The organism is Mycobacterium sp. SA01, from assembly GCF_041287105.1.
GTDB lineage: Bacteria > Actinomycetota > Actinomycetes > Mycobacteriales > Mycobacteriaceae > Mycobacterium.
Genome location: NZ_JBGGNO010000018.1, coordinates 364424 through 390340, shown reverse-complemented (window position 1 = coordinate 390340; position 25917 = coordinate 364424). Strand labels below are relative to the sequence as shown.

25 protein-coding genes are annotated in these 25917 nt (G+C 68.4%); 13 read left to right on the top strand and 12 right to left on the bottom strand.

Going from position 1 to position 25917, the window contains the following annotated elements:
- Position 1: 1 nt before the first annotated feature.
- Positions 2 to 553, bottom strand: a complete 552-nt coding sequence (gene sigC, locus AB4879_RS14860) for an RNA polymerase sigma factor SigC (protein ID WP_102806818.1) — start codon at positions 551 to 553, stop codon at positions 2 to 4.
- A gap of 139 nt (positions 554 to 692) precedes the next feature.
- On the opposite strand from sigC, the gene AB4879_RS14855 reads away from it, so the two are divergent.
- From AB4879_RS14855 to AB4879_RS14840, 4 genes are all read left to right on the top strand, one after another.
- The gene (locus tag AB4879_RS14855) at positions 693 to 2939 is read left to right on the top strand and encodes a heavy metal translocating P-type ATPase (RefSeq protein WP_370508180.1); all 2247 of its coding nucleotides are present in this window, start codon (positions 693 to 695) and stop codon (positions 2937 to 2939) included.
- A gap of 20 nt (positions 2940 to 2959) precedes the next feature.
- Positions 2960 to 3169: a heavy-metal-associated domain-containing protein gene (locus tag AB4879_RS14850; RefSeq protein ID WP_199189842.1), complete on the top strand. Its 210-nt coding sequence runs from the start codon at positions 2960 to 2962 to the stop codon at positions 3167 to 3169.
- 6 nt (positions 3170 to 3175) lie between these two features.
- A complete protein-coding gene (locus AB4879_RS14845; RefSeq protein ID WP_370508179.1) occupies positions 3176 to 4318 on the top strand; it encodes an SGNH/GDSL hydrolase family protein in 1143 nt (380 codons plus the stop codon).
- Between the two features lie 185 nt (positions 4319 to 4503).
- Positions 4504 to 5124: a superoxide dismutase gene (locus AB4879_RS14840; protein ID WP_370508178.1), complete on the top strand. Its 621-nt coding sequence runs from the start codon at positions 4504 to 4506 to the stop codon at positions 5122 to 5124.
- Between the two features lie 9 nt (positions 5125 to 5133).
- Here AB4879_RS14840 and AB4879_RS14835 read toward each other — a convergent pair whose 3' ends face one another.
- Positions 5134 to 7044 carry a cytochrome c oxidase assembly protein gene (locus AB4879_RS14835; protein ID WP_370508177.1) on the bottom strand — a complete coding sequence of 637 codons (1911 nt, stop codon included), beginning with the start codon at positions 7042 to 7044 and terminating at the stop codon, positions 5134 to 5136.
- A 106-nt stretch (positions 7045 to 7150) separates the two neighbouring features.
- On the opposite strand from AB4879_RS14835, the gene AB4879_RS14830 reads away from it, so the two are divergent.
- Positions 7151 to 7822, top strand: coding sequence for a DUF5134 domain-containing protein (locus AB4879_RS14830; RefSeq protein WP_370508176.1), 672 nt, complete (start codon positions 7151 to 7153; stop codon positions 7820 to 7822).
- A gap of 54 nt (positions 7823 to 7876) precedes the next feature.
- On the opposite strand, the gene AB4879_RS14825 is transcribed toward AB4879_RS14830, so the two are convergent.
- The 3 genes from AB4879_RS14825 to AB4879_RS14815 all read right to left on the bottom strand — a co-directional run bounded on the left by AB4879_RS14825 (position 7877) and on the right by AB4879_RS14815 (position 9710).
- Positions 7877 to 8452, bottom strand: a complete 576-nt coding sequence (locus AB4879_RS14825) for a hypothetical protein (protein WP_370508175.1) — start codon at positions 8450 to 8452, stop codon at positions 7877 to 7879.
- A gap of 32 nt (positions 8453 to 8484) precedes the next feature.
- Entirely contained in the window at positions 8485 to 8781 is a 297-nt protein-coding gene (locus AB4879_RS14820) for a hypothetical protein (protein ID WP_370508174.1), read from the bottom strand.
- A 209-nt stretch (positions 8782 to 8990) separates the two neighbouring features.
- The gene (locus tag AB4879_RS14815) at positions 8991 to 9710 is read right to left on the bottom strand and encodes a zf-HC2 domain-containing protein (RefSeq protein WP_370508173.1); all 720 of its coding nucleotides are present in this window, start codon (positions 9708 to 9710) and stop codon (positions 8991 to 8993) included.
- 78 nt (positions 9711 to 9788) lie between these two features.
- On the opposite strand from AB4879_RS14815, the gene AB4879_RS14810 reads away from it, so the two are divergent.
- From AB4879_RS14810 to AB4879_RS14790, 5 genes are read left to right on the top strand one after another with little or no spacing between them, the layout of a single operon-like run.
- Positions 9789 to 10121 carry a helix-turn-helix transcriptional regulator gene (locus tag AB4879_RS14810; RefSeq protein WP_102806812.1) on the top strand — a complete coding sequence of 111 codons (333 nt, stop codon included), beginning with the start codon at positions 9789 to 9791 and terminating at the stop codon, positions 10119 to 10121.
- A gap of 55 nt (positions 10122 to 10176) precedes the next feature.
- Positions 10177 to 10923, top strand: a complete 747-nt coding sequence (locus tag AB4879_RS14805; protein WP_370508172.1) for an energy-coupling factor ABC transporter permease — start codon at positions 10177 to 10179, stop codon at positions 10921 to 10923.
- The gene (locus AB4879_RS14800) at positions 10920 to 11276 is read left to right on the top strand and encodes a PDGLE domain-containing protein (protein ID WP_370508171.1); all 357 of its coding nucleotides are present in this window, start codon (positions 10920 to 10922) and stop codon (positions 11274 to 11276) included. Before AB4879_RS14805 ends, AB4879_RS14800 begins: the two co-directional genes overlap by 4 nt.
- 1 nt (position 11277) lies before the next feature.
- Positions 11278 to 12054: a cobalt ECF transporter T component CbiQ gene (cbiQ, locus tag AB4879_RS14795; RefSeq protein WP_102806809.1), complete on the top strand. Its 777-nt coding sequence runs from the start codon at positions 11278 to 11280 to the stop codon at positions 12052 to 12054.
- Complete coding sequence (locus tag AB4879_RS14790) at positions 12051 to 12791, top strand: energy-coupling factor ABC transporter ATP-binding protein (protein ID WP_370508170.1); 741 nt, start codon at positions 12051 to 12053, stop codon at positions 12789 to 12791. Before cbiQ ends, AB4879_RS14790 begins: the two co-directional genes overlap by 4 nt.
- 86 nt (positions 12792 to 12877) lie before the next feature.
- Here the strand turns inward: AB4879_RS14790 and AB4879_RS14785 are convergent, their stop codons facing one another.
- From AB4879_RS14785 to AB4879_RS14755, 7 genes are all read right to left on the bottom strand, one after another.
- On the bottom strand, positions 12878 to 14128 hold the full coding sequence (locus AB4879_RS14785; RefSeq protein ID WP_370508169.1) for an NAD(P)/FAD-dependent oxidoreductase: 1251 nt from the start codon (positions 14126 to 14128) through the stop codon (positions 12878 to 12880).
- Positions 14125 to 15522, bottom strand: a complete 1398-nt coding sequence (locus AB4879_RS14780; RefSeq protein ID WP_370508168.1) for an NAD(P)/FAD-dependent oxidoreductase — start codon at positions 15520 to 15522, stop codon at positions 14125 to 14127. The genes AB4879_RS14785 and AB4879_RS14780 overlap by 4 nt, the downstream gene beginning before the upstream one ends.
- Positions 15522 to 16949 carry an FGGY family carbohydrate kinase gene (locus AB4879_RS14775; RefSeq protein ID WP_370508167.1) on the bottom strand — a complete coding sequence of 476 codons (1428 nt, stop codon included), beginning with the start codon at positions 16947 to 16949 and terminating at the stop codon, positions 15522 to 15524. The genes AB4879_RS14780 and AB4879_RS14775 overlap by 1 nt, the downstream gene beginning before the upstream one ends.
- Positions 16946 to 18478: an amino acid permease gene (locus AB4879_RS14770; protein WP_370508166.1), complete on the bottom strand. Its 1533-nt coding sequence runs from the start codon at positions 18476 to 18478 to the stop codon at positions 16946 to 16948. The genes AB4879_RS14775 and AB4879_RS14770 overlap by 4 nt, the downstream gene beginning before the upstream one ends.
- Before the next feature lie 95 nt (positions 18479 to 18573).
- Entirely contained in the window at positions 18574 to 19365 is a 792-nt protein-coding gene (locus AB4879_RS14765; RefSeq protein WP_370508165.1) for a DeoR/GlpR family DNA-binding transcription regulator, read from the bottom strand.
- Positions 19366 to 19486: 121 nt separating this feature from the next.
- A complete protein-coding gene (gene mtr / locus AB4879_RS14760) occupies positions 19487 to 20899 on the bottom strand; it encodes a mycothione reductase (RefSeq protein ID WP_370508164.1) in 1413 nt (470 codons plus the stop codon).
- 10 nt (positions 20900 to 20909) lie between these two features.
- Entirely contained in the window at positions 20910 to 21869 is a 960-nt protein-coding gene (locus AB4879_RS14755; RefSeq protein ID WP_370508330.1) for an alpha/beta hydrolase, read from the bottom strand.
- Between the two features lie 182 nt (positions 21870 to 22051).
- Between AB4879_RS14755 and mqo the strand changes: the two genes are divergently transcribed.
- From mqo to AB4879_RS14740, 3 genes are read left to right on the top strand one after another with little or no spacing between them, the layout of a single operon-like run.
- Positions 22052 to 23623 carry a malate dehydrogenase (quinone) gene (gene mqo, locus AB4879_RS14750; RefSeq protein ID WP_102806802.1) on the top strand — a complete coding sequence of 524 codons (1572 nt, stop codon included), beginning with the start codon at positions 22052 to 22054 and terminating at the stop codon, positions 23621 to 23623.
- Entirely contained in the window at positions 23620 to 24093 is a 474-nt protein-coding gene (locus AB4879_RS14745; RefSeq protein ID WP_102806801.1) for a GNAT family N-acetyltransferase, read from the top strand. Before mqo ends, AB4879_RS14745 begins: the two co-directional genes overlap by 4 nt.
- A complete protein-coding gene (locus AB4879_RS14740) occupies positions 24090 to 25913 on the top strand; it encodes a VWA domain-containing protein (protein ID WP_370508163.1) in 1824 nt (607 codons plus the stop codon). Before AB4879_RS14745 ends, AB4879_RS14740 begins: the two co-directional genes overlap by 4 nt.
- Positions 25914 to 25917: the final 4 nt, after the last annotated feature.

Here is a 25917-nt window from a genome sequence, read left to right as displayed (position 1 = left end):
GTCAGCCGGCCTGATCGTCGCGACCGGCGGCGGCGAGGAGATCCTCGCGCGCCCGCGCCACCCGGGAGCGGATCGTGCCCACCGGGCATCCGCAGACCTCGGCGGCTTCGGCATAGGACAAGCCCAGCACCTGGGTGAGCATCAAGGCATTCCGGCGGTCGGTGTCCAAGCCGTCGAGCAGCATCCTGATCTCGGTGATCTCCTCGAAGCGCCCGCTGCTGCGCCGGGAGTCGAGCACCTGCTCCAGGTCGACCGCCGAGGTCGTGCGCGGTCGCGCCTGGTTGCGGCGGATCTGGTCGACGACGACGCGGCGGGCGATCGACAGCAGCCAGGTCCGGGCCGAGGACCGGCCGGAGAACCGGGGGAGTGCGCCCAACGCCCGCAGGAACGTCTCCTGGGTCAGGTCGTCGGCGTGACCAGGATCACCGAGAAAGGCGACCGCGCGCCACACGTCGCGCTGGGTGGCCTTGATGAACGCCTCGAGTGCGGCCGCATCGCCCCGGCCCGCGGCCAGGGCCAGCGCAGTCACGGGGTCGTCGTCGCGTTCGGCCACGCTCAGTGAGACTAGGGGATCTCCATGACCGGCACATTCCCGGCCCGTTGCAGGCGCGTATTTTGGGAGGCTGGGGAACCCGACGGCAGCTTCAGCCGACTCTTCCCTCGGGTCCGCACCACAGCCAAGGAGAGCGATGATGGTATCGGTCGTGGGCGGGTCGACCGCTCCGGGCGTGTCCGACGCCGCGCACCGGATCGAACTCGACGTCTCGGGGATGTCCTGCGCGGCGTGCGCGGCCCGGGTCGAGACCAAGCTCAACAAGATCGGCGGCGTGCGCGCCTCGGTCAATTACGCCACCCGGGTGGCCAGCGTCGACGCCCCCGACTCGGTGGCCGCCGACGACCTGTGCGAGGTGATCCGCAAGGCCGGGTACGACGCCGCTCCGCGTGCGGCCTCGTCGGCCGAGCCGGTGGACCCCGACGACAAGATGGCCCGCAGCCTGCTGCGGCGGCTGGCGATCGCCGCCGTGCTGTTCGTGCCACTGGCCGACCTGTCGGTGATGTTCGCGGTCGTGCCCAGCACCCGGTTCACCGGCTGGGGTTGGCTGCTCACCGCGCTGGCGGCGCCGATCGTCACCTGGGCGGCCTGGCCGTTCCACCGGGTCGCCCTGCGCAACGCCCGCCACGGCACCGCCTCGATGGAGACGCTCATCTCGGTCGGGGTCACGGCGGCCACGTTGTGGTCGCTGTACACGATCTTCATCGGGCATCGGGACCGGCGCAGTGACGGCATCTGGCAGGCGCTGCTGAGCAGCGATTCGATCTATCTGGAAGTGGCCGCCGGCGTCACCGTCTTCATCCTGGCCGGCCGCTATCTCGAGGCCCGGGCGAAGTCTCGGGCAGGCAGCGCGTTGCGCGCGCTGGCCGCGCTGAGCGCCAAGAACGTGACGGTGCTGCTGGCCGACGGCAGCGAAATGGTGCTGCCCGCTGACGAACTCAAAGAGCAGCAGAAATTCGTGGTACGCCCCGGCGAGACGATCGCCGCTGACGGGTTGGTGATCGAGGGTGACGCCGCCATCGACATGAGCGCGATGACGGGCGAAGCCAAGCCGTCGCGTGCCCATCCCGGTGGCCCGGTGGTCGGCGGAACGGTGGTGCTCGACGGTCGGTTGATCGTCGAGGCGGCCGCCGTGGGTGCCGATACCCAGTTCGCCGGGATGGTGCGGCTGGTCGAGGAAGCGCAAGCCCAGAAGGCCGATGCCCAGCGGCTGGCCGACCGGATCGCCGGGGTGTTCGTGCCGGTGGTCTTCGGTATCGCGGCGCTGACGGCGATGGGCTGGTGGCTGGCCGGGGCCGACGCCGATCGGGTGTTCTCGGCGGCGCTGGCGGTGTTGGTGATCGCGTGCCCCTGTGCGCTGGGGCTGGCCACCCCGACCGCGATGATGGTGGCCTCCGGACGCGGCGCGCAGCTCGGCATCTTCCTCAAGGGTTACCGTGCGCTCGAAGCCATCCGCGCGGTGGACACTGTGGTGTTCGACAAGACCGGCACACTGACCACGGGTCATCTGGCGGTCACCGAAGTGACGGTCGCCGACGGCGCGCAATCCGACGAGATCCTGGCGCTCGCCGCGGCGGTCGAGGTGGCCTCCGAACATGCTGTCGCGGTGGCCATCACGACCGCCACCGACGAGCGCCGCCAGGTGGAGGACTTCCGTGCCCACCCCGGCCGCGGGGTCGTCGGGACGGTATCCGGGCAGCACGTGACGGTGGGCCGCCCGTCGTGGGTCGCCGGGCAGGCCGAGATCCCCGAGCCGGTGCAGTCGGCGCGACGGCGTGGTGAATCCCGCGGTGAGACAGTCGTCTTCGTCGCCGTCGACGGACGGGTCTGCGGTGCCGTTGCGGTGGCTGATGCGGTCAAGGAGTCGGCCGCCGACGCGGTGGCCGCGCTGCACCGCCGGGGGCTGCGCACAGTGCTGCTCACCGGCGACAACGCCGCCGCCGCGGGTGCGGTGGCCACCGAGGTCGGCATCGATGAAGTGATCGCCGAGGTGCTGCCCGAAGGCAAGGTCGACGTGATCGAGCAACTGCGCGAACATGGCCGGGTGGTCGCCATGGTGGGTGACGGCATCAACGACGGACCCGCGCTGGCATCGGCGGATCTGGGTCTGGCCATCGGGCGCGGGACCGACGTGGCGATCGGCGCCGCCGACATCATCCTGGTGCGCGACGATCTCGACATCGTCCCGCAGGCACTCGACCTGGCCCGTGCGACCATGCGCACGATCCGGACCAACCTGTTCTGGGCATTCGGCTACAACGTGGCGGCCATCCCGATCGCCGCCGCCGGATTCCTCAATCCGCTCATCGCCGGTGCGGCGATGGCGTTCTCATCGTTCTTCGTCGTCTCGAACAGCCTGCGACTGCGCAACTTCGACTCCCGATAGCCACCGGAAGGCAGATCTCGATGTCTCACACGTTCAAGGTCACCGGCCTGCACTGCCAGAGTTGTGTGCGGGTGGTCAGCGGTGCGCTGACGGCGCTGCCGGCGGTCAGCGCCGTCGACATCGACCTCGACCCCGAGGGCGCGTCGATCGTGCGGGTCGACGGCGACGTCAGCGTCGAGCAGGTCCGTGCCGCGCTCGCCGACGAGGGCGACTACGCCGTCGTCGGCTGAGACGCGATGACCGTCATCACACCGATCTCGCGGGAGTTCCTGCGCGGTGCACAGGAACTCGAGCAGACGAGCCATGGCCTGCTGCCGCATCGGCTGCCCGGTTGGGCCCGGGCGCAATGCGCCGACCCACAACTCGCGATGGCCGAAGCCCAACCGGCCGGGTGCCGATTGGTGTTCGAAACCCGGTCCACCGAAATCGAATTGGACGCCCTGCGCACCCGGCCCGCCTATGTGGGCATGCCCATGCGACCCGACGGCCGCTACGACCTGCTGATCGACGGGGAGTTGACGGCGCAGGCCAGCCTGACCGGCGGCAGCCTGCTGATGAAGGATGTCGCCGCCGGTACCGAGGAACTCATCGCAGGCCCGCCAGGGACGATTCGCTTCGCCGGCCTGCCGGACCGGGCCAAGTCCGTCGAGATCTGGTTGCCGCACAACGAGATCACCGAACTGATCACACTGCGCAGCGACCACCCGTTGCAGCCTCGCCCGATCACCCGGCCGGTGTGGCTGCATCACGGCAGTTCCATCAGTCACGGCTCCAATGCCGTGCACCCCACCGGCACCTGGCCCGCGGTGGCGGCCGCCGGCGCCGGCGTCGAACTGATCAATCTCGGTATGGGCGGCGCGGCGCTGCTGGATCCCTTCACCGCCCGCACCATGCGCGACATCCCCGCCGACCTGATCAGCGTCAAGATCGGGATTAACATCGTCAACGCCGACCTGATGCGGCTGCGCGCTTTCGGCCCGGCCGTCCATGGCTTCCTCGACACCATCCGCGACGGGCATCCGGTCACGCCGATCGTCGTTATCTCCGCGGTGCACTGCCCGATCCACGAGGACACGCCGGGACCGTTGGCCCCCGACTTCAGCGGCGGAACACTGGCATTCGCCGCCACCGGCAACCCGACCGAGGTGTCGGCAGGCAAGCTGACGCTGCGCGTCATTCGTGATGAACTCGCCCGCATCGTCAGCCACCGCGCGGTCACCGACCCGAACCTGCGCTACGTCGACGGCCTGGACTTGTACGGTCCCGCGGACTTCGCCGAATTCCCGCTTCCCGACCGGCTGCACCCCGGCCCGCAGGCCCACGAGCGCATAGGGCAGCGGTTCGCCGAAGTCATCCGCGGGGCCCTCCCGCTCCTATAGCGAACCGATCGAATCAGTGTGGCGCCAAGGCCAATTCAGTGTGACGAGTGTGGTGGGCAGTGCCGGTCGCGAGCTACCACCTCGGGTTGAGGATCTGGCGATGTGCTGCATCGACTCGTCGACCGCGACCGACCTGCCACAGATTCACCCTATCATCTGAACACCTGAACAGATAAGTTGATGGCATGACGGAATACTCATTGCCTGACTTGGACTACGACTACAGCGCGCTCGAGCCCCACATTTCCGGCGAGATCAACGAGATCCACCACAGCAAGCACCATGCGACCTATGTGAAAGGCGTCAACGACGCGTTGGCCAAACTGGAGGAAGCCCGCGCCACCGCCGACCACGCCGCGATCTTCCTCAACGAGAAGAATCTGGCCTTTCATCTCGGCGGCCACCTCAACCACTCGATCTGGTGGAAGAACCTGTCGCCCGACGGAGGTGACAAGCCGACCGGTGAGCTGGCGGCCGCCATCGACGATGCGTTCGGGTCATTCGACGGTTTCCGTTCTCAATTCGCCGCAGCCGCAAACGGTTTACAGGGTTCCGGTTGGGCGGTGCTGGGTTACGAGCCGCTCGGTGGCAGACTGCTCACCTTCCAGCTCTACGATCAACAGGCCAACGTGCCGCCGGGGATCGTGCCGCTGCTGCAGGTCGACATGTGGGAGCACGCCTATTACCTGCAGTACAAAAACGTCAAGGCCGACTACGTTACGGCCTTCTGGAATGTCGTGAACTGGGCCGACGTTCAGGACCGGTTCGCCGCCTCGACCGGCAGACCGCTGGGCGGCCTTGCCTGACAGGCTGATTCAGCGCCGGTTCTTGGCCAGCTCCCGCAGCATCGCGTTGTAGGCGTCGAGATCGTCGTCGTAGTGGGCGTCGGCGTGCCGGTCGGTGCGGGTGGCGGTCCGCCGGTCTTGACGCGCCCATTGGTACACCAGTGCAATCACCACGACGATGACGGGGAGTTCGCTCGAACCCCAGGCGATCGCCCCGCCGAGGTGCTGGTCGTCGTTGAGGCTCGCCAGCCACGGCACGTGCAGGTAGCGGTAGAACGTCCCGCCGAGCACCGAGGTCATGGTCATGGTCGCGATGCCGAAGAACGCGTGAAACGGCATCACCGCGAACAGCAGGCCCAGCCGCCCGATGAACGGCAATCGCTTGGGTCCCGGGTCGATACCGATGATCCCCCAGAAGAACAGGTACCCGGTGATCAGAAAATGCAGGGTCATGAACTCGTGACCCCAGTGGTAGCGGACCAGGGTGTCGAAGATCGGGGTGAAGTAGACCGCGTACAGCGATCCGACGAAGAGCACGAAAGCCGTTGCGGGATGGGACAGGAACCGTGACGCCGGCGAATGCACCAGCCACAGCAGCCGTTCCCGCGCACCCGGCGGATGGCCGGCGCCCGCCACCGGAAGCGCGCGCAGCGCCAAGGTGATCGGTGCGCCGAGCACCAGGAACACCGGGATGAACATGTTCAGCGCCATGTGCTCGGCCATGTGCACGCTGAACATCGCCGACCCGTAGGCGCGCACCCCCGAGCTGGTTGCGAGGAGCAGTGCGGCACAACCCAACAGCCATGCCACCAAGCGGCCGGGCGGCCAGGCGTCGCCGCGCCGTCGCAGCCGGATGTAGCCGATCACGTAGCCCAGCGCCAAGACCACCGCCGCGACGCCGAGCAGCACGTCGAAACGCCAGACAGTGAGCAGCCGAAGCGCATTCGGCGGGTCGGAGAGCTGGTAGCCGAGGAAGACGTCCCAGGCGGTGAACTCGTGTGCCAACAGCCGGGGCGCGGTCTGAACCGCCATCGCCGCCACGGCGGCGACCGCCACGATGCCCGCCACCGCGCCGGTCACGGCGCTCCGGGGGGCGATCGCCAGGCTCACGATCAGGGCGACCGCGGCCAGCGCGCCGAATCGTCCATAGTCCGACGCCAGCCCGGCCGGTGTCGCCAGCAGGAACCACAGCACGGCGCCGTAGATCAGGGCCACCGCGCCGGCGACCCGCTGGGTGAGCAGAATCCGTCCGCGCAGTTCGGCCGTCGGCGGGGCCAGCGCAGCACTGACCGCCACGCCGGTCAGCACAGCCAGCGCGGTGGCGAAGACGATCACGGCGCTGGTCGCGTAGTCGTGGTTGGGCCCCTGGCCGGCGTTCCCCGTGACCGGTAGCGCGATCACGCCGATGAACGTGGGAATCAGCAGCACGGCGTGCCACGACCAGCGCAGGGTGGCGCGCAGACTGACGGTCACCACGGCCGCGACGACAGCGGCGGCGATCCAGCCGCGGCCCATTTCCGATGCGCCGAGCGCACTTCCGAGGCCACCGCTGGTGATCAACCGGGTCACCGGCACGCCGGCGGCGTTGGCGGCCTGGACCGGGATCATCGCCAGCGCCGTGACCAGCCAGACGGGGGCGAGGCGCTCGGCCAGCAGATGCACCCGGAACGATGCCGGGTCGAGCACGCCGCGGTCGTCGGGCTCGGCGGCGATGACGATGAACACCAGCGCGCCCAGACAGATCGCGGCGGCCAGCGTCGCGGTGAAGTAGCCGATCAGCCCGGCGACGCTGGTCGCCAGGCCGGGGTAGGAGTCGCCGGTCGCGGTGAAGCGACGGTCACCGGAGGCCACCGCGTAGGCGACGAGGGCGGCGAGCAGCCCGAGGTAGCCGCCGAGCATCCACCGACCCGGCGAGCGGGTGCCTGTGTGGGTGACTTCCATCATCGCGAGTCTACGACTCGTCGTCGTAGTCGAGTCGCCGTGGTGGGAACTTTCTGGTGCGATGAATCGACCATTGCTGACGTGCCGAGCGGAGAAGGAGTGACCGGTGATCGCTGACCTGACGCTGCGCTGGGTCGTCACGCTGCTGTTCATGCTCGCCGCCGCGGAATGCCTGTCGGCCCTCGTCGTCGGTGACCGGCGCCCGGCAGGTGTCGTCAGCCAACTGCTGCACGTCGTGATGGCGGTGGCGATGGCGGTGATGGCCTGGCCGTGGGGCGCGGCACTGCCGACCGTCGCGCCGATGGTGTTCTTCCTGCTCGCGACCCTGTGGTTCGTCGCCGTCACAGCGAGCCCGACCTGCGCCGGCCATCGGGTCGCGGGTGTTTATCACGCACTGATGATGCTGGCGATGGCGTGGATGTATGCCGTGATGAACGGCCGGCTGCTGCCCGGGCAGGCGTCCTACGCCGGGGACACGGCGTCGACGTCCGGCGGGTCGTCGGGCCATGCCGGTCACGCGGGGATGAACATGCCCGGCATGGACATGTCCGGGGCCGCGGGCACGGCGGACAGCTCCGGCGGCGGATACCCGCCCTACATCGACACGCTGAACTGGGTGTGCACGATTGGGTTCGCGGTGGCCGCGGTGTTCTGGCTGTATCGCTACCTGGCGGTGCGAATGGACCGCGAGCCCGCTGCGACCGCGCGGCCGCTCGGGATCCTGTGTCAGTCGATGATGGCCGCCGGGATGGCGATCATGTTCGGCGTGATGCTCTGAGGCGACGACCAACTGTGGCCCGAAGGATCGGGCCACAGTTCGTGGTGTGTCGGTCTAACAGGAGCCCTGCGCCCGCAGCGCCGTCTTCGCCGTCGTCGCGGTGCATACCTGCGTAGCTGTCGACGAAGCGCGCCGATGATTACCGGTGGCGACCTGGTGGCCGCTGAGTTGGCGGATCACTGCTGCGGAGAGGTCTGCCTCGTCGGGTAGCGCCGCACCCCTGGTTTGCAGGGAGTCGTAGGTCGTCTTGATCAGGCCGCCGTTCAACAGGCCCGTCACCGTGCCGTTCGATCCGTGGGTCGGGTGCTCGTAGTTCGGCGTCCCAAATGCGTTGTGGTAGTTGATTCCGAGTGGGGAATCGTCCAGGGCCTTGGTGAATGCGGTGCTCTGGTTGAACACCCGGTCGCCGAGTGCTTGGACGGCGCGCACACCCGGTGCCGGATTGCCCGGAGTCTCTTCACTTCCGAAGCCCGGCCGGCCGACTGCGTCGCCTGACGGGGTGCTGTAGCCGTGGGCGTGCCCGATACCCGCTCCGGGAGTCGCGACCATCAGTACCGCGGCCAGAGCGGTCCCGCCCAGTGCGGCGCCTGCGCGAATGCGGCGCCGGGGATTGACGTGCTGCGTGATCATGTGGGTCTGCCTTTCAGTCAATGGTGTTGTTTTCAACGGCCCCGGCCGTTGCAGGCCGCCGTGGTAGGCACGCCGGTGTCGGTGCACATCGCCCTGGACCCGCCGCCGTTGCCGGTGGCAGTGCCGGCACCGGCCCCGCCGCGGGTATTGGCGCCGCCGCTCTTCGCGCTGCTGTCGGTGCTGCCGCTGGTGCCGGAATCCGAGCCGCCGTGGTCGTGGCCGGGATGCGCGGCCGCATTTCCCGCCAGAGCGACGCCGGCTGAGACCGCTGCGGCGGCCACGAACGCGCCCAGTAGTCGCGGCACCCGACTGTTTTTTGTGACCTTCATTCGTCTCTCCCGTGTTGGTGGACCCCGATCTACTACAGGGCGTAGTAATCGAGGGCATATCGGTGCCCTTGCGGGCCGGCTGACCCTGATTCCGTCAGCTGCGTGCGAGCCTCAACCCATCGCTAGGGGGCTGAGCCCTCACAGCAGACGATCAGGAAACGCACAGATAATTGGTCGCGGGCCGCCGCGGAAAGTTCCCCGTTGTCAGGTCACGCAGCGCCGTCGGTGGGGTAGAGGTGACCGCGGCGACGGCCGCGAGAGGCACTGTCGGGCAACACCACATCGGCGGTGATGGGCGCGGCATCACCTCGGGGCTCCGGCTCGGACGCCCGGCTGTCGCGCCACACCAGCAGCGCCAGGACGGTCCCGGCCAGCACGGGCAGGTGCGATAGGACGCGGTCGAGCGTCACCGCGCCCGCGACCGCGTCGGAGACGACGTAGCCGGTGAGGACCGCGGTGAACACCGACAGCACCCCGGCCAAGCCGGCGGCCGCGGTAGGTCGCGCCGCCGCGACGATCATGACCACGCCCAGTGCCGCCGACCATGCCGTCGACTCGTTGAGCAGGTGGCCGCCCATCATCGCGTGGTGGGTGGCCGCCGATGTTCCGACGTTGACGCCGAGGGCCTGAGCCCCTGCGACCCCGACCTGCATGAGCCCGATGACGGCCAACGCCGCGCGCAGCATGTTATTGGCCGATGGCAGCCGCCGACGTGCGGCCAAAAGCTGGTCGTTCGGCGCAGCGACGGCCGCCACCTGGGACCGGCCGGCCAGCCGGCGCAGCAGCTGCGTCTGCTCGACGGCCCTGGCGTACCACGCCCCGCACTGGTCGCAGGTGGTGAGATGCTCGTCCACCCGGGCCGCGGGAACGGGTTCACGTTCGCCGTCGATCCGGGCTGACAACGCCTCCCGGGCGACATCGCAGTCCACGCATCAATAGTCGCGTACGGAGGCCGGATTGTTCCAGCGTCCCGGGTCCAGCCCGCCTGCTGGGCTAGATTCCTAGTCATGGATGCCCCCGGCGATACGGCGAAGGTCGAGCTTGCCTCGTCCGCGCTGGCCGATGTGGACATCCACAATTGGACGCAACGCTTCGATCTATTGTCCGACCCGCACCGGCTGGAGATCCTTCTTGGGTTGCACCGCGCGCCCGGCATCTGCGTCGGTGATCTCGCCGCCGCCGTGGGACGGTCGGAAAACGCTGTCTCGCAGGCACTTCGGGTGCTACGTCAGCAAGGCTGGGTCACCTCGACGCGGGTGGGGCGTCAGGTCAGCTACCGGCTGGAGGATCACACCGTGCACGATCTGCTGCACTGGATCGGCGCCGCCCACTCCGAGTGAGTGACCTCTTCACTCCATTATCTGTACAGGTAGACAGATATCTCGCCGGCCGATTATGGTTGACCGTTGGGGACCGACCCGACCGCGAGGAGACACGTTGAGCGTCCAGATCACGGCCATGCACATGAGCGACGGCCTGGTCAACGCGCCGACCTCGGTGATGTTCGGGGCGCTGGCGATCGCGGCGGTGGCGGTGTGTGGCTGGCGGGCGCGTACCGAACTCGACGAACGCACCGTCCCGCTGGCCGGTCTGGTCGCCGCCTTCATCTTCGCGGTCCAGATGATCAACTTCCCGATCCTGCCCGGCGTGAGCGGGCATCTTCTCGGTGGCGCGCTCGCCGCGATCCTGGTCGGCCCGTACACCGGCGTGCTGTGCATCACGATCGTGCTGGTGGTGCAATCCCTGCTGTTCGCCGACGGCGGCGTGACCGCACTGGGGATGAACATCACCAATATGGCGTTGATCGGCGTCACCGCGGGATACGCCGCCGCGCGGGTCATCTACGCACTGGTGCGACGGCGTCGCCCCGGCTCGGTACCGGCGCTCGGAGTCGTCGGCTTCCTCTCGGCGTTGTTCGGGACAGTCTGCGCAGCAATGGGATTCGTGGCCGAATACGCGATCGGCGGTTCCGCGCCGACCTCGCTGGGCACGGTCGCCACCTACATGCTCGGTACCCATGTCCTGATCGGTATCGGCGAAGGGCTGATCACGGCGGTGACGGTGATGGCTGTAGTGCGGTCCCGTCCGGACCTCGTCTACCTGCTGCGCCGCGATCGCGACCGCGAGGCGGTGGCCGCATGAGCGCGCAGACGGTGGCCCGGCGCTGGCAGTTCTGGGTCGGCTTCGGGGCGGCGATCCTGCTGATCGCCGGTGTGGTGTCCTACTTCGCCAGCTCGAGCCCGGACGGACTGGACTCGGCGACATTGCAGGGTTGTCAGGTCGTCCACACCGAGCACGGTGAACAACTGACCGGCAGCTGCATCGCCCAGCACGCAACCGAACACACCATGTCGGCCTCGCCGCTGGCCGACTACACGATCTTCGGCCATCCCGCGACGAGCGGACTCGCCGGCGTCATCGGCGCCCTCGTCGTGTTGGGCATCGCCTTCGGCGGATTCTGGCTGATCGCCCGCAGCCGCCGCGCGAAGGACTGAGATGGGAGCCGGGCACTCCCACCCGCTCTACCGGGACGGCGAATCAGCGGTGCACCGCGCACCCGCGGAAGTCAAGATCGCCGGACTCGTGTTGTTCGTCCTCGCGGTGGTGGCCACCCCGCGGGAGATGATCTGGCCGTTCGCCCTCTACGCCGTGATCGTGCTGGTGGTGTGGCGGGTGGCTTCGATCCCGCTGCGATGGATCCTGCCGCGGATGCTTATCGAAGCGCCGTTCATCGTGCTGGCCGTGTTGCTGCCGTTCGCCGAAGGCGGCGAACGCGTCACGGTCGGCGGTCTGCAACTGTCGGTCGCCGGGTTGTGGGCGGCGTGGGGGATCGTGGTGAAAGGCACGCTCGGCGTGGCCGCCTCGCTCACCGTCGCCGCCACCACGTCGGCGCGGGAGCTGCCGTTGGCGCTGAGCCGGCTCGGCGTGCCCGGGCTGGTGACCTCGATGCTGGTGTTGATGATCCGCTACATCGACCTGCTGTCGGCGGAGGTCAGCCGGATGCGGATGGCACGGATCTCCCGCGGCGACTCTCCGCGCGCCCTTCATCAGATCGGCGCGATCGCGAAAGGCGTTGGGGCGTTGTTCCTCCGGTCGTATGAGCGGGGCGAGCGCGTGTACCTGGCGATGACGTCACGCGGCTTCGACGGCACGGTGCCCGAGTTGGCGATCGTAGGGGCCGGTCCGCGGGCCTCAGGGGCGCAGTGGGTGTTCGCGCTGACGCCGGCGGTGGCCGCGGCCGCGGTGGCGGCCTCGGCGTGGGTGCTGCGATGAGCGCGCCGGCCGTCCGCGTCGAGGGTCTGCACTACCGTTATCCCGACGGCCGGGTGGCGCTCGACGGTGTCGATCTCAGCATCGCGCCCGGTGAGCGGGTGGCCATCCTCGGCCCCAACGGGGCGGGTAAGACCACGCTCATGCTGCATCTCAACGGCGTCCTCACCGCCACCTCGGGCACCGTCGAGATCAGTGGAATTACGTTGACCCGCAAGAGTCTTCGCGACATCCGGCGCCGAGTTGGGTTGGTGTTCCAGGATCCCGACGATCAGCTGTTCATGCCCACGGTCGCGCAGGACGTCGCGTTCGGCCCGGCCAACTTCGGGCTCACCGGGGATGCGCTGGCCGCCCGGGTGGCCGCCGCGTTGGAGGTCGTGTCGATGACCGAGCACGCCGACCGCAGTCCCGGGCACCTGTCCGGTGGGCAGCGTCGCCGCGCCGCGCTGGCCACTGTCCTGGCCTGCGAGCCCGAGATACTGGTGCTCGACGAGCCCTCGGCGAACCTCGATCCGGTCGCGCGGCGGGAACTGGCCGAGACGCTGGCTACGCTGCCGGCGACGATGGTGATCGTCACCCACGACCTGCCGTATGCCGCGCAGCTGTGCGACCGGGCGATCGTGCTCGACGGCGGCGCGGTGGTCGCCGACGACACCGTCACCGCGGTGCTGTCCAACGCCGAATTGCTGGCCGCCCATCGGCTCGAATTGCCCTGGGGTTTCGCGGTTCCCGCGCGCTGATCGTGTCCCGAGCAGACACAAAATCGTATGAATCGGGCGAGAATTCCACGACTTTCTGTCTGCTCGCGAGGGAAATCGAGCACGCCTCAGTCGGCGAGCGACAGGACGACGGGGCCGCCACCCGCGTCGACACCATCCAGGATTCTGGACGGGACCCGGAACACTCGCCCGGGCGATGCGGGCCAGGGCAGCGTCGTGCGGCCGATGACGGCACCATCCTGGCGGGCAACGACTTTGGGAATGCGGACCAGCCGATCAGTCCACAACAGCAGCCGGTGCCGGGCGGGCGCCGGATCGCCGGGACGCAGCAGATTGGGAGCCACCCAGCGCAACGGCGCCGCGGCGTGGATCGGAACCCCCGCATCCGTAGGCCGGTGTCCCGCCAGGTGTGCGCGGACCTGGCCGGCGACGTGGCGGCCGTCGAGTGCGGCGATATCGGCGGTGTCGACGGGGTGCAGCAGGTTGCCGATCGCGAAGACCCCGGGTCGGCTGGTTCGCAGCGCGGTGTCCACGACCGGACCGAGAGTTCCGGGATCGATGTCGAGGCCGGTGCTGCGGGCGAGTTCGTGGTCCGGGATCCAATCGCCGGTCAGGACGACGGTGTCGCAGTCGACGATCCGGCGTTCACCGGTGTCGAGATTCTCGACCTCGACGCCGGTGACTGTCGGCGTGCCGATGATCCGCACCACTCGGGTGCGTGTGGCGATCTGCAGTCCCAGCAGCGGTGACCGGCCGGCGAGGTTGAACAAGCCGTAGGACTCCGGCGACGGGTATTCGGTTGTCATCAAGACGGTCTGGCAGCCGACGTGTTTGAGGGTGAGCACCGCCGAGTAGCTGACCAGCTCGGCACCGACCACGACGGCACGCCTGCCGACGGCGCGATGCTTGAGATGCACCGCGTTCTGCAACAGGCCGGTGGTGTAGACGCCCGCCCCGCGATCGCCGGGAATCAACCGGGCCGGGCGTGGTCGCTCACGTGCCCCGGTGGCCAGGACGATGGCCCGGGCGGTGAGGTGGTAGCGCCCCTGCGGCGAGGTGATTTCGAGAGTCTGATCGTCGGCCCAACCGGTGACCATCGCACTGGTGCGTATCGCCGCGCCGGCGGCGCGGGCATCCCGGGTGAGCCGTTGCGCGTAGGCGGGCCCGCTGATGAACGTCTTGCGGTCACGTATTCCGTAGCCCGGGTGATCGCTGTGCCGCGGGATCCCACCGGCTTCCGACTCACGTTCCAGAACAACGATATTCAGCGTGCTGGTGCGGGCCAGGTCGGCGGCCGCCGTCAGTCCGGCGGGGCCGGCGCCGACGATCGCGACGTCGACCGTTTCGGTGGCGGTCATCGGCGGCTCTCCTGGTGAGTCTCACGGTCGAACACCGACTGAACTTCGGCGCCGCAGAAGAACGCCTGGCAGCGGCCGTTCATCACGCGGGTGCGTCGCCGCAGTCCCTCCACGGTGGCGGGCGGGATCACCGAATGGCAGGCGTCGCGAATCTCACCCTCGGTGACCCGCTCGCAGAAGCACACGATGCGCCCGTAGGCGGGGTCGGCGGCGATGGCGTCGGGCTGCTGGAAGGGGCGGGGGAATGCCTCGCCCAGATTCGGCATCTGCGGGGGAGCCGGCAGTTCGGCCTTCGGCACCAACGACAGACCGGCGTCGGCGAGCTGATCCCGCACGTATTCGGCGATTGCCATACCCGCGGTCAGGCCGGTGGAGCGGATACCGCCGACCAGGAGGTAGTGCTGCGCGGTATCGGCCTCGATGAGGTAATCGCCGTTGTCGATGGCCGCACGGAGCCCGGAGTAGGTGGCGGTCACTTCCTCCTCGAGGAGGCGTGGCATCAGAGTCCTGCCCTTGCCGAGCAGGAAATCGAAGCCGGCTTCGGAGGTGCCGGTGGCGGTGCGGTCCTGCAGATCTTCGGACGTGGGTCCGAGCATGACATTGCCGTAGATGGTCGGACTGACCAGCACGCCCTTGCCGCGCGCGGTCGGCACCGGCAACACGATCTTGTCCACCAGTGCACGGGCGAGCTTGTCGTAGACGATGAGTTCGCCGCGGCGCGGGGTGACCGTGAACCGCTGATAGCCGAACAAGGCGTCGACGAGATCGGCGCCGAGTCCCGATGCGTTGACGATCCAGCGTGCGGTGACCTCCCCGCCGCTGGTGTGAAGAGTGGTGGCATCCGCTGCGATGTCGACGCCGTCGACCCGGTGGCCGGTCAGCAGCACGGTGCCGCGGTTGACGGCATCGGTGGCCAGTGCGAGGTTGACCGTCCACGTGCAGATGATCGATTCGTCGGGGACGGTCAAGCCACCGAGTGCGCCCGGTCCGAGGTTCGGGATATCGGCGTAAACCGCTGCGGCATCGATGATTTCGCAGTCATGGTAGCCGTTGTCTTCGGCTTTCTTCCGCAAGCCGGGTAGGGCGTCGACTTGCTCCTGGTCCCAGGCCACCAGGATGGCTCCGGTTCGTTCGACCGGGATGCCGGTGTGCGAGGCGTAGTCGGAGAGCAGGTGGTAGCCGCGGTGCACCATCGCAGACTCGAGCGTGCCGGGCTTCGCGTCGAAGCCGGTGTGCAGGATCGCGGTGTTGGCCTTACTGGTGCCGTCGCCGACGTCGCTACGGGCCTCGATGAGCGCGACCGAGAGTTGGTGGCCGGACAGTTCACGGGCGATCGCCGATCCGACGATGCCCGCGCCTATGACGACGACGTCGTAGGCGGTGGGGGTGGTCATCACGTCTCCTGGGAGGGGTAGGTGGTGGCGGCAAGTTCACGCCACCGATCACGAAAGCCGTTGGCCTGCTGTCCTGTCCAACTCGGTTCGTAGGTCGCCGCAGGTGCCCAGTCCGGAACGACCTCGGACAGAGACTGATTCGGAGACCGGCTCAGCCGGGCCAGCGCCGCGGCACCGAGCGCGGTGGCATGGGCGGACGGGTACACCTCGACGGGCACCTGCAGGATATCGGCGCAGGCCTGCATGAGGACGGTGGACTGGGTCAGTCCGCCGTCGGCGCGCAACGTGGTCAGCGGCGTCGGGGTGTCGGCGTTGATGGCGGTCACCAATTCGGCGATCTGGGCGGCGATGCCCTGCAGGACGGCCAGCACCAGATGACCGCGATCGGTCGACAACGTCATCCCCGAAATGGACGCCTTGGCTTGAGATTTCCACCACGGTGCCGCCAGACCGGCCAGTGCGGGCACACACAGCACCCCGCTGCTGTCCTTGGCTGCGATGCCATCCATCTCCTCGGCGCCGCCGACGATGCCGAGCGAGCTGAGCCAGCGCACGGCCGACGCCGCGGTGTACACCTGACCGTCGACGCAGAACGTGTCGCGGCCCCCGATCCGCCATGCCACCGAGGAGGTCAAGCCGGTGGTGGAGTGCACGCCGGTGGTTCCGGTGTTGGCCAGCAGGAACGCGCCGGTCCCGAAGGTGCATTTGGCCATGCCCGGCTCCAGGCAGGCCTCGGCAAGCAGGGCTGCCTGCTGATCGACGACGATACCGCCGACCGGAATTTCGCCGCCGAATGCCGTTGTCGTGCCGATTGTTTCGTCATTGCCGACGATGGCCGGTAGGCGTTCGCCGTCGAGCTCGAACAGCGCCAGCAACTCGTGGTTCCACTCCTTGGCGCCCAGATCCACCGCCAGGGAGCGACTCGCGGTGGTGGCGTCGGTGACGAACGCTCCGGTCAGCTGATGCAGCAGCCAGGTGTCCGATGTAGTGACCACTCCGTCGGTCTCGACATTGCGACGCAGCCAGGCCATCTTCGGTGCCGAGAAGTAGGGGTCGAGCACCAGCCCGGTGCGGGCGGCCAGCATCTCGCCCCACTCGCGCATGGCCGCGCACAGCGGTTCGGCACGGCGGTCTTGCCACACGATCGCCGGCGTCAGAGCACGGCCGGTATCGGGATCCCAGGCCAGGACCGTCTCGCCCTGGTTGGCCAACGAGACCGCGTCGATCGGGCGGTTCGCCTGGGCCACCGCTGCGCGCCCGGCGATCAGGACCGACTCGAGCAACTCGTCCGGGCTCTGTTCGACGCCACCGCCCTCGAGATACCGCGGATGCACGGCGACTTCGGCCAGCCCCACCACGCCTTCGTCGGGGTCAACGACGATGGCCTTGGTTCCCGACGTGCCCTGGTCGATGGCCAGGACACTCATCGCGGCACGTCCTCGGCGACTTGCCGTGCGCCGGCCGCGCTGTCGAGTTCGGCGTCTATCGAACGCAATTCGGGCATCTTGAGCCCGTCGCGACCGCGGGTGATCAACAGGTAGCCCAGGTAGACCGCGCCGATCGCCACCATCACCAGCACATAGAGCCACGGCTGCCGGAACGAGGCGTCGCGGAACAACGACAGCGCGAACACCAGCCACGCCACCGCCACGACGATGATCGGGACCTCCCACCGGCCGAGGCTGAACGCCGCGCTCTGCGGCAGCTGACGCCGCTTGGCGATGTAGAGCGCCACGGTGATGGCATAGATGACGGCCGGCAGCAGGGTCGCGGCGGAGAACAGGATGAACAGCGCGTCGGTACTCGTGGAGAAGACGCCGAGGATCACCGCCGAGATCGTGGTCATCGCGATCGTGGCGTTCAACGGGGTCTTGGTGCGGGGAGACACCTTGTGCAGCGCCTGCCAGCCGGGGAAGCGCTGATCGCGGGACATCGCCCAGGTCAGTCGCACACCGCTCATCACGATCACCAGACCGCAGGCGAAGATCGCGATGGCGACCAGGATCAGCAGCGCGGTCCCGACGAATGAGCCGAGGATGTCGCGGATGACGTCGGCGATCGGAGTTCCCGACTCGGCCAGCGCCGTCGGATCGTTGACCGCGGCGGTCACCACCAGCAGGAACAGGAAGCCCAGCACGCCTGAGGCCAGCACGGCCTGCCACATCGCCCGTGGCACAACAACTTCCGGCTGCTTGGTCTCCTCGGCCAGGTTCGCGGCGGATTCGAAGCCGACGATGGTGAACGCGCCGAGCAGGAAGCCCAGCATCCAGGGGCCGGCGGCGGTCGCGGTGCCGAAGTTCCAGTAACCCTCGGCAGGGATGTCGCCGCGGGAGAACAAGTTGCCCGCCGACAGTTTGTGGGTGACCACACCCACGATGAACAGCAGGACGACCAGCGCCACCATGCCGATCAGTTCAGCACTGACCGCGAAGTTGTTCACCCGTTCGGTCCACTTCGTCGAGACCGCGACCAGAAGACCCTGCAACAGCAGGATGGCGGCGGTGATCAAGAACGACGTCAGTGCCGTGCCGGTGAAGTCGAACAACGCCGGAACGACCGTCGCCGCGACGGTGTAGTCCACCGCGACGGCCACGATGGCCAGGAAGGTGAACGAGATCCAGCCGGTGATCCACCCCAGGATCGGGTTGGCCAGCCGGGACACCCACTGATAGGCGTAGCCGGTCACCGGGATCCGGGCGGCCAGCGCGCCGAGCAGCAGGGCGACCGCCAGCTGCCCGATGATCACGATGGGCCACGTCCAGATGCCCAGTGGGCCGGAGCTTTTCAGGACACTGCCGTACGTGGTGAAGATGCCGGTGGCGATCGAGACGAAGGCGAATGCCACTGCGAAGGAGGCGAATCGCCCGGTGGAGCGCTCCAGGGTGTCGGTATAGGTGCCCTGAGAGACGTCTCGAGAAGGGGTTCCCGCGGGTGGCGGTGTGGAAGAATGTGTCACTGGATCGGTCTTTCTGACTCTGAGTGATTCGGATATGAGGTTCGGTCCCGCGGGCGGCGCTGCAACGCCGCCCGCACCCATGTGGGGGGAGCGATTCAGGCAGTGGCTGCGGCCGGCGGCCGCGCTGACAAGACCACACCTCCCGTCTCGTCGAAGGCTGCTGCAACAGCCGTGTCGGTGCTTTGGTCGGTGATCAGGCCGTCGACCGCGCTGAGGGCACACACCCGGTGCGGCGCCACCTGGCCGAGCTTGGAGGAATCGGCCAGGATGTAGCTGCGCGCGCTGTTGGCGATGATCGTGCGCCGGACGTCGATCTCGTCGAGATGGAAATCGGTGAGCCCCGAGCGGGCGTCGACCCCGCCGGAGCCGATCAATGCGAGATCGGGATAGATGTCGGCGAAAAAGGCTTTGGTGTGGGCATTCGAGCAGGCCAGGTCGCCGGGGCGGACGCGCCCGCCGGCCAGCAGCACCTGGATGCCGGGGCGGTCGGCCAATTCGACGGCCACCGGCAGCGACGGCGTGACGATCGTGCCGGTGAATCCGCGCGGGATCGCCTGGGCGACGGCGACCGCAGTCGTGCCGATGTCCAGGACCACGGTCTGGCCGTTCTCCATCAGTCCCACAGCGACTTTCGCAATCTGAGCCTTCGCCTGATGGCGGATGACCGAGCGTTCGGTGAACGACGGTTCCATCGCTCGGCGCTGGTCGACCGCGGCGGCACCGCCATGCACGCGGCGGATCACGCCACGCTCCTCCAGCAGTGCCAGATCGCGGCGTACGGTCTCCGCGGAGACGCCCAGCCGGCGGACCAGGTCGTCGGTGCTGACGGCCTGGCCGGAGCTGCTGACGGCCTCCACGATCGCTTCTTGCCGTGCGACGGGCAGCATCTCAGCTGACCGATTTTGTGGCTTTTTGACCGCACATGACTGCAAGTGTGGAGTGTTGTGTGCATCACGTCAAGCCGAGCGCGCGAGCCATCGTGGCGACAGTCGCGGGCTAGTGGGGACGTCAGTGCCGGCGCGACGGCGGCCAGGGCGGCTCGCCGCACAACGCCAGCAGTGCGTTCTCGATCACTTCGGGCAGGGCCGGGTGAATCCAGTACTGACCTCGGGCCATCTCCTGACCGGGCAGCCCGAAACTCATCGCCTGGATCAGCGGCTGGATCAACGACGATGCCTGGTACCCCATGATGTGGGCGCCCAGGATCTTGCCGCTGTCCTGCTCGACGATGAGCTTGGCGAACCCCGTGCTGTCCTCCATCGCCCAGCCGTACGCCACGTCGGAGTAGTCCTGCACCTTGACGTTGATCTTGTATCCGGCTGCGCGGGCTTCGTTTTCGGTGAGCCCGACGCAGGCGATCTGCGGGTCGGTGAACACCGCCGACGGCACGAAGCGGTGATCGGAGTACATCAACGCGTCAGTGTCGTCCCAGTCCTGCAGCAGGTTGTGCCGCACCACCCGGGCCTCGTGGTTGGCGACATGCTTGAGCTGATAGTGCGACGACACGTCACCGAGGGCGAAAATGCCTCGCGCGGTTGTGCGTTGGTAGTCGTCGACCTTGACCAGACCGTGCTCGTCGAGTTCCACGCCGGCCAGGTGCACGTCCATCAGATCGCCGTTCGGCTGGCGGCCGGTGGCCACCAGCACGGCGTCGGCGTGCACTTGCGATCCATCGTCGAGTTCGACCACGGTCTGGGACCCGTCGGTATGCGCCCCGATCATGTTGCGGTGGCTGCGGATCTCCCACTTCTTGGCGGCGATGTCGGTGAACCGCTCGCAGAGCGCGTCGTCGCAGTGCGACAGCATCGCGGCACCGCGGATGACGATGGTGACCCGGCTACCCAATGCCGAGAAGACATGCGCGAATTCGGCCGCCACGAACCCGCCACCGATGATCACCAGATGGTCGGGTAGCTCGGGGATGCGCATGATCGTGTCGCTGGTGTGGACATCGACACCGCAACCGGCGATCGCGTCGGGCACCATCGCCCGCGCACCCGCGGCGATCACCACCTGCGCGGCGGTGAACTCGTCACCGGCCTCGGTCCGCAGCCGGTAGCGATCGTCGTCGCGGCCGGTGAATCGGGTGTGGCTGTCATAGACCGTCACGTCCGGCGAGGAGCGCCGATAGTTCTCGCCACCGGCCGCCAACGGATCGATCCGGCCGAACACCCGCGAGACGATATCGGTCCAGCGCACGCCGTCGATGTGGGCGTCGACGCCGAATCGGGCGGCGTCGCGGACGGTCTGGGCCACCTCGGCGGCGTAGACGAACATCTTGGTGGGGATGCACCCCACGTTCAGGCAGGTGCCGCCGAACACGCCCTGCTCGCAGATCGCGATCTTCTTGCCGCTGAACCGCTCGTCGATGATCGTGTTGCCCGAGCCGGTCCCGATGATCGCAATGTCGAAGTGCTCCAACGACTTCCCCTTATCCCTGACCTGCGGCCGACGCGGCGGTGTGGCGTGCGCGGTAGAAGTCCAGCCAGCCCGACAACTCGTCATAGGCTGCGGCACGCGGCGCGGCCAGCGACAGGAACACGTCGTGCTTGGCGTCGCGGATCGGCACCACCGTCGTGCGATTACCGATACAGCCCGCCCACCGCGCGATCTGCGTGACGTCGAGCACCGCGTCACCGCGCTGCATGCTCGCCGCGTCCGCGCTCTCGGTGACGCTGTGATCGGAACGCAGGATCAGGTTCGGCACGCCGACGTCCAGACCGCGGTGCAATGTGGCGTGACCGCGGCGGATCGCGTGGATCCAGCCGAACGTCACCGGGAAGCCGCCCAGCGGTTTCCACTCCAGGTTGTAGTCGAACTCACCGTGGTAGTCGCGGTGCAGTGTCAGCCCGTAGCCGCCCTTACTGGTGCTGCGCACCACCCGGGTCTTGCGAACCCGCGACATCGCGCCGATGGCCGTCGAGGTGAGCCGGGTGCGCAGGATCGCGGGTCCGTGCAGATCCAGCCACGGGCTGTTCAACACGAGACCGCCGATGGACAGCGCCGCGGTCGCGGAGCGCCGCCGCACCCGATCGAGCCACAGCGACACGATCAGTCCGCCGGCCGAGTGGCCGCACACCAGGATGGTCGTACCGGGATTCTCGATCGCAATGATCTCGACCGCCCGCTCCAGCTCGCGGTCATAGCGGGCGAGGTCGGTGGTGAAGTGCGGCGTCTGGCCGTCGCGCCACGACCGCCCGCACTTGTGTTGGTCCAGCGCGTAGAACCGGAACCCGGCGCCGGTGAAGTGGTCGGCCAGGTCGGTGTTGAAGAAATAGTCGGTGAATCCGTGCACCGCCAGCACGGTGTGGGTGGCCGGTTTGCCGTCCGCGCGGCGCACCAGCGTGGCGAACAGATCTGCCTCACCATCGGGGTCCGGGCCCAACGCCATGGTGGCCTGTTGGTAGCCGGACAGGACGTCGTCACCCCAGTCGGCCTGCCGTGGCGTCACAGCCCCTACCCTAGCTGTGAGCAATGCGGGGTGTGGTGCTGGCGACTCTCGCGAATAAGTCGGTGTCGGGCGGGATAACCTGACTGTCTATACAGCTGTCACAAGTAAAGGACGACGATCCGGTGTCAGATACCACCAAGACCGATGTCGTACTGGTCGGTGCGGGAATCATGAGCGCGACGCTGGGCGCCCTGCTGCGGCTGGTCCAGCCGGACTGGTCGATCACGCTGGTCGAACGCCTGGACGCCGCAGCCGCCGAGAGCTCCGATCCGTGGAACAACGCGGGCACCGGCCACTCCGCGCTGTGCGAACTGAACTACACGCCGGAAAAGGCCGACGGCACCATCGACATCGCGAAGGCCATCACCGTCAACGAGCAGTTCCAGGTCACCCGCCAGTTCTGGAGCTACGCCCACGAAAACGGCATCCTGCCCGACGTCCGCAGCTTCCTGAATCCCATCCCGCACGTCAGCTTCGTGCAGGGCGCCGAGCACGTCGACTACCTGCGCCGCCGCCGCGAGACCCTGGTGCGCAACCCGTTGTTCGCCACGATGGAGTTCATCGACGACCGCGACGAGTTCAGCCGTCGGCTGCCGCTGATGGCCAAGGGCCGCGACTTCTCCGAGCCGGTCGGCCTGAACTGGACCCAGGACGGTACCGACGTCGACTTCGGCTCGCTGACCCGTCAGCTGCTCTCCTTCGGCACCGAGCGCGGCATGAGCACATTGTTCGGTCACGACGTTCTCGATCTGCACAAGGAGTCCGGCGGCGGCTGGACGGTGAAGATCCATAACCGTCGCACCGGGCAGAAGCGCAAGCTGTCGGCCAAGTTCGTATTCGTCGGAGCCGGCGGTGGTGCGCTGCCGCTGTTGCAGAAGGCCGGCATCCCCGAGGCCAAGGGCTTCGGAGGCTTCCCGGTCAGCGGTCAGTGGCTGCGCACCGGCGACCCGGAACTGGCTGCCGCGCACCAGGCCAAGGTGTACGGACTGCCCCCGCTGGGTGCCCCGCCGATGTCGGTGCCGCACCTGGACACCCGCGTGATCAACGGCCGTTCCTGGTTGCTGTTCGGTCCGTTCGCGGGGTGGTCGCCGAAGTTCCTGAAGGAAGGCAAGGTCACCGACCTGCCGCTGTCGGTCAAGCCCAACAATCTGGCTTCGATGATCGGCGTGGGGCTCACCGAGATGGGCCTGTTGAAGTACCTGATCGGCCAGTTGGCTCTCAGCGAAGCCGACCGGGTGGACAACCTCCGCGAATTCGCCCCCACCGCACGGGATTCCGACTGGGAGCTGGACATCGCCGGCCAGCGGGTGCAGGTCATCCGCCGCGACTCCAAGAAGCTCGGTGTGCTGGAGTTCGGCACCACGGTGCTCGCCGCCGCCGACGGTTCGATCGCCGGCCTGCTCGGTGCCTCCCCGGGCGCCTCCACCGCGGTCCCGGCGATGATCGAGGTTCTCGAACGCTGCTTCGCCGACCACTACCAGGGCTGGCTGCCCAAGCTCAAGGAGATGGTGCCCTCGCTGGGCGTCAAGCTCTCGGAGAATCCGGACCTGTTCGGCGAGGTGTGGGCGCACGGCACCAAGGTGCTCGGGCTCGAGAGCGGAACCCACGCCGGCCACGCCGCACGGGCCGCCGGCCCCGACAGCACCCCGGTCGCGTCAGATTCCGGTGATCCGGAACCCGCGGGAGTGGTGTGACGGTCGCCTTGCGCCGGTCCTGGGCCAAGGACCTCGACGCGGCGACCCTCTACGAGCTGCTGAAGCTCCGGGTCGAGGTGTTCGTCGTCGAACAGGCTTGTCCCTACCCGGAACTCGACGGCCGCGACCTGCTGGCCGAGACCCGGCATTTCTGGCTGGAGCAACCCGACGGCACGGTGATCGCCACGCTGCGGCTGATGGAGGAGCACGCCGGGGGAGAGAAGGCATTCCGCATCGGCCGGGTGTGCACCCAGCGCCCGGCCCGCGGGCAGGGCCACACCAGCCGGCTGATGCAAGCCGCGCTGGCCGATGTCGGTGATCACGCCTGCCGGATCAACGCCCAGACCTACCTTGTCGACATGTACGGCAACCACGGATTCGTGGTCGACGGAGCCGAATTCGTCGAGGACGGGATCCCACACGTTCCGATGTTGCGCCCGGCCGCACCGATCTTGACCGAGAAGCCGTGAACGCACCCGCTTTTCCGTTCAGTGCGATCGTCGGGCACGACCAGCTGCGTCTGGCGCTGATCCTGTGTTCGGTGCGCCCCGAGATCGGCGGGGTGCTGATCCGCGGCGAGAAGGGCACCGCGAAGTCGACGGCGGTGCGGGCGCTGGCCGCGGTCCTGGCCGAGGTGGACGCCGGTGCCCGGCTCGTCGAGTTGCCGATCGGCGCTACCGAGGACCGGGTCGTCGGATCGCTGGACCTGCAGAAGGTGCTGCGCGATGGTGAGCACGCCTTCTCACCGGGCCTGCTTGCCCGCGCCCACGGTGGCGTCCTCTACGTCGACGAGGTCAACCTCCTGCACGACCACCTCGTCGACATCATGCTCGACGCCGCCGCGATGGGCCGGGTGCACATCGAGCGCGACGGCATCTCCCACTCCCACGAGTCGCGATTCGTGCTCATCGGAACCATGAATCCCGAAGAGGGCGAACTGCGTCCGCAACTCTTGGACCGGTTCGGGTTGACCGTCGACGTGCACGCCTCCCGCGATGTCGCGGTGCGCAGCGAGGTGATCCGCCAGCGGCTGGCCTACGAAGCCGATCCCGCCGCATTCGCCACCCGGCACGCGGGCGCGGACAGCGAGCTGGCCGCCCGGATCGCCGCCGCGCGAGCGCGGGTGGCCGCAGTGGTGCTGCCCGATGCCGAACTGAACCGGATCGCGGCGCTGTGCGCGGCGTTCGACGTCGACGGCATGCGAGCCGACCTGGTGGTCGCACGCACCGCGGTGGCGCACGCCGCCTGGCGTGGAGCCGAAGTCGTTGAGCAGCAAGACATTCGGGTGGCCGCCGAACTGGCGCTGCCCCACCGCCGCCGTCGCGACCCGTTCGACGACCCGGGCCTGGACCCGGCGCAGCTCGACGAAGCGTTGGCCGCCGCCGACCCCGAATCCGGCCCCGAACCCGAGCCCGAGCCGGACCCGCCAGGGGGCGGGCAGCCGAGCGAAGGATCTCCGCAATCGTCTGCGCCGCAAGGCACGTCGTCCTCGTCGCCGCGCCCGGCTGCACCGCCCGCGGCGACGTTCCGGACCCGTGCGCTGACCGTGCCCGGCGTGGGGGAGGGCAACCCCGGTAGGCGCTCGCGGGCCCGCAACCGCTCCGGTGCCGTGGTCACCGCGACCGATTCCCCCGAGCAGGGGCACGGTCTGCACCTGTTCGCCACCGTGCTGACCGCCGCGGGCAACCGCCGGTTGCGTCCGCAACCCGAGGACATCCGCCGCGCCATCCGGGTCGGCCGGGAAGGCAACCTGGTGATCTTCGTCGTCGACGCCTCCGGGTCGATGGCCGCGCGGGACCGGATGTCGGCGGTATCCGGTGCGGCACTGTCGCTGCTGCGCGACGCCTACCAACGCCGAGACAAGGTCGCCGTCATCACCTTCCGACAGGACGGCGCACGAGAACTATTGCCGCCCACGACGTCGGCGCACATCGCCTCGCGGCGGCTGACCCGATTCGACACCGGTGGCACCACGCCGCTGGCGCAAGGACTGCTGGCGGCGCGGGACGTCGTGGTCCGCGAACGAGTGCGGGACCGCACCCGCCGCCCGCTGGTGGTGGTTCTGACCGACGGCCGCGCCACCGGTGGGCCGGACCCGCTGGGGCGCAGCCGTTCCGCGGCCCGCCGGCTGGTCGCGGAAGGTGCCGCCGCGGTGGTGGTGGACTGCGAGACGTCCTACGTCCGGCTGGGGTTGGCCGCCGATCTGGCCGAGAATCTGGAAGCCCCCCTGCTGCAACTGGAGCAGCTGCGCGCAGACTATCTGGCACAGGCCGTGCGCAGGGCCGCCTGAAGCT

Bases quoted from the DNA above. Each gene is read 5' to 3' on its own strand.
- AB4879_RS14850 (WP_199189842.1), top strand. From the start codon at position 2,960: ATGTCTCACACGTTCAAGGTCACCGGCCTGCACTGCCAGAGTTGTGTG.
- AB4879_RS14825 (WP_370508175.1), bottom strand. From the start codon at position 8,452: ATGATCACGCAGCACGTCAATCCCCGGCGCCGCATTCGCGCAGGCGCC.
- AB4879_RS14835 (WP_370508177.1), bottom strand. From the start codon at position 7,044: ATGGAAGTCACCCACACAGGCACCCGCTCGCCGGGTCGGTGGATGCTC.
- AB4879_RS14780 (WP_370508168.1), bottom strand. From the start codon at position 15,522: ATGACCACCCCCACCGCCTACGACGTCGTCGTCATAGGCGCGGGCATC.
- AB4879_RS14800 (WP_370508171.1), top strand. From the start codon at position 10,920: ATGAGCGCGCAGACGGTGGCCCGGCGCTGGCAGTTCTGGGTCGGCTTC.
- AB4879_RS14820 (WP_370508174.1), bottom strand. From the start codon at position 8,781: ATGAAGGTCACAAAAAACAGTCGGGTGCCGCGACTACTGGGCGCGTTC.
- AB4879_RS14775 (WP_370508167.1), bottom strand. From the start codon at position 16,949: ATGAGTGTCCTGGCCATCGACCAGGGCACGTCGGGAACCAAGGCCATC.
- cbiQ (WP_102806809.1), top strand. From the start codon at position 11,278: ATGGGAGCCGGGCACTCCCACCCGCTCTACCGGGACGGCGAATCAGCG.
- AB4879_RS14790 (WP_370508170.1), top strand. From the start codon at position 12,051: ATGAGCGCGCCGGCCGTCCGCGTCGAGGGTCTGCACTACCGTTATCCC.
- AB4879_RS14845 (WP_370508179.1), top strand. From the start codon at position 3,176: ATGACCGTCATCACACCGATCTCGCGGGAGTTCCTGCGCGGTGCACAG.
- AB4879_RS14805 (WP_370508172.1), top strand. From the start codon at position 10,177: ATGGTTGACCGTTGGGGACCGACCCGACCGCGAGGAGACACGTTGAGC.
- AB4879_RS14755 (WP_370508330.1), bottom strand. From the start codon at position 21,869: ATGGCGTTGGGCCCGGACCCCGATGGTGAGGCAGATCTGTTCGCCACG.
- AB4879_RS14810 (WP_102806812.1), top strand. From the start codon at position 9,789: ATGGATGCCCCCGGCGATACGGCGAAGGTCGAGCTTGCCTCGTCCGCG.
- AB4879_RS14765 (WP_370508165.1), bottom strand. From the start codon at position 19,365: ATGCTGCCCGTCGCACGGCAAGAAGCGATCGTGGAGGCCGTCAGCAGC.
- AB4879_RS14840 (WP_370508178.1), top strand. From the start codon at position 4,504: ATGACGGAATACTCATTGCCTGACTTGGACTACGACTACAGCGCGCTC.
- AB4879_RS14785 (WP_370508169.1), bottom strand. From the start codon at position 14,128: ATGACCGCCACCGAAACGGTCGACGTCGCGATCGTCGGCGCCGGCCCC.
- AB4879_RS14855 (WP_370508180.1), top strand. From the start codon at position 693: ATGGTATCGGTCGTGGGCGGGTCGACCGCTCCGGGCGTGTCCGACGCC.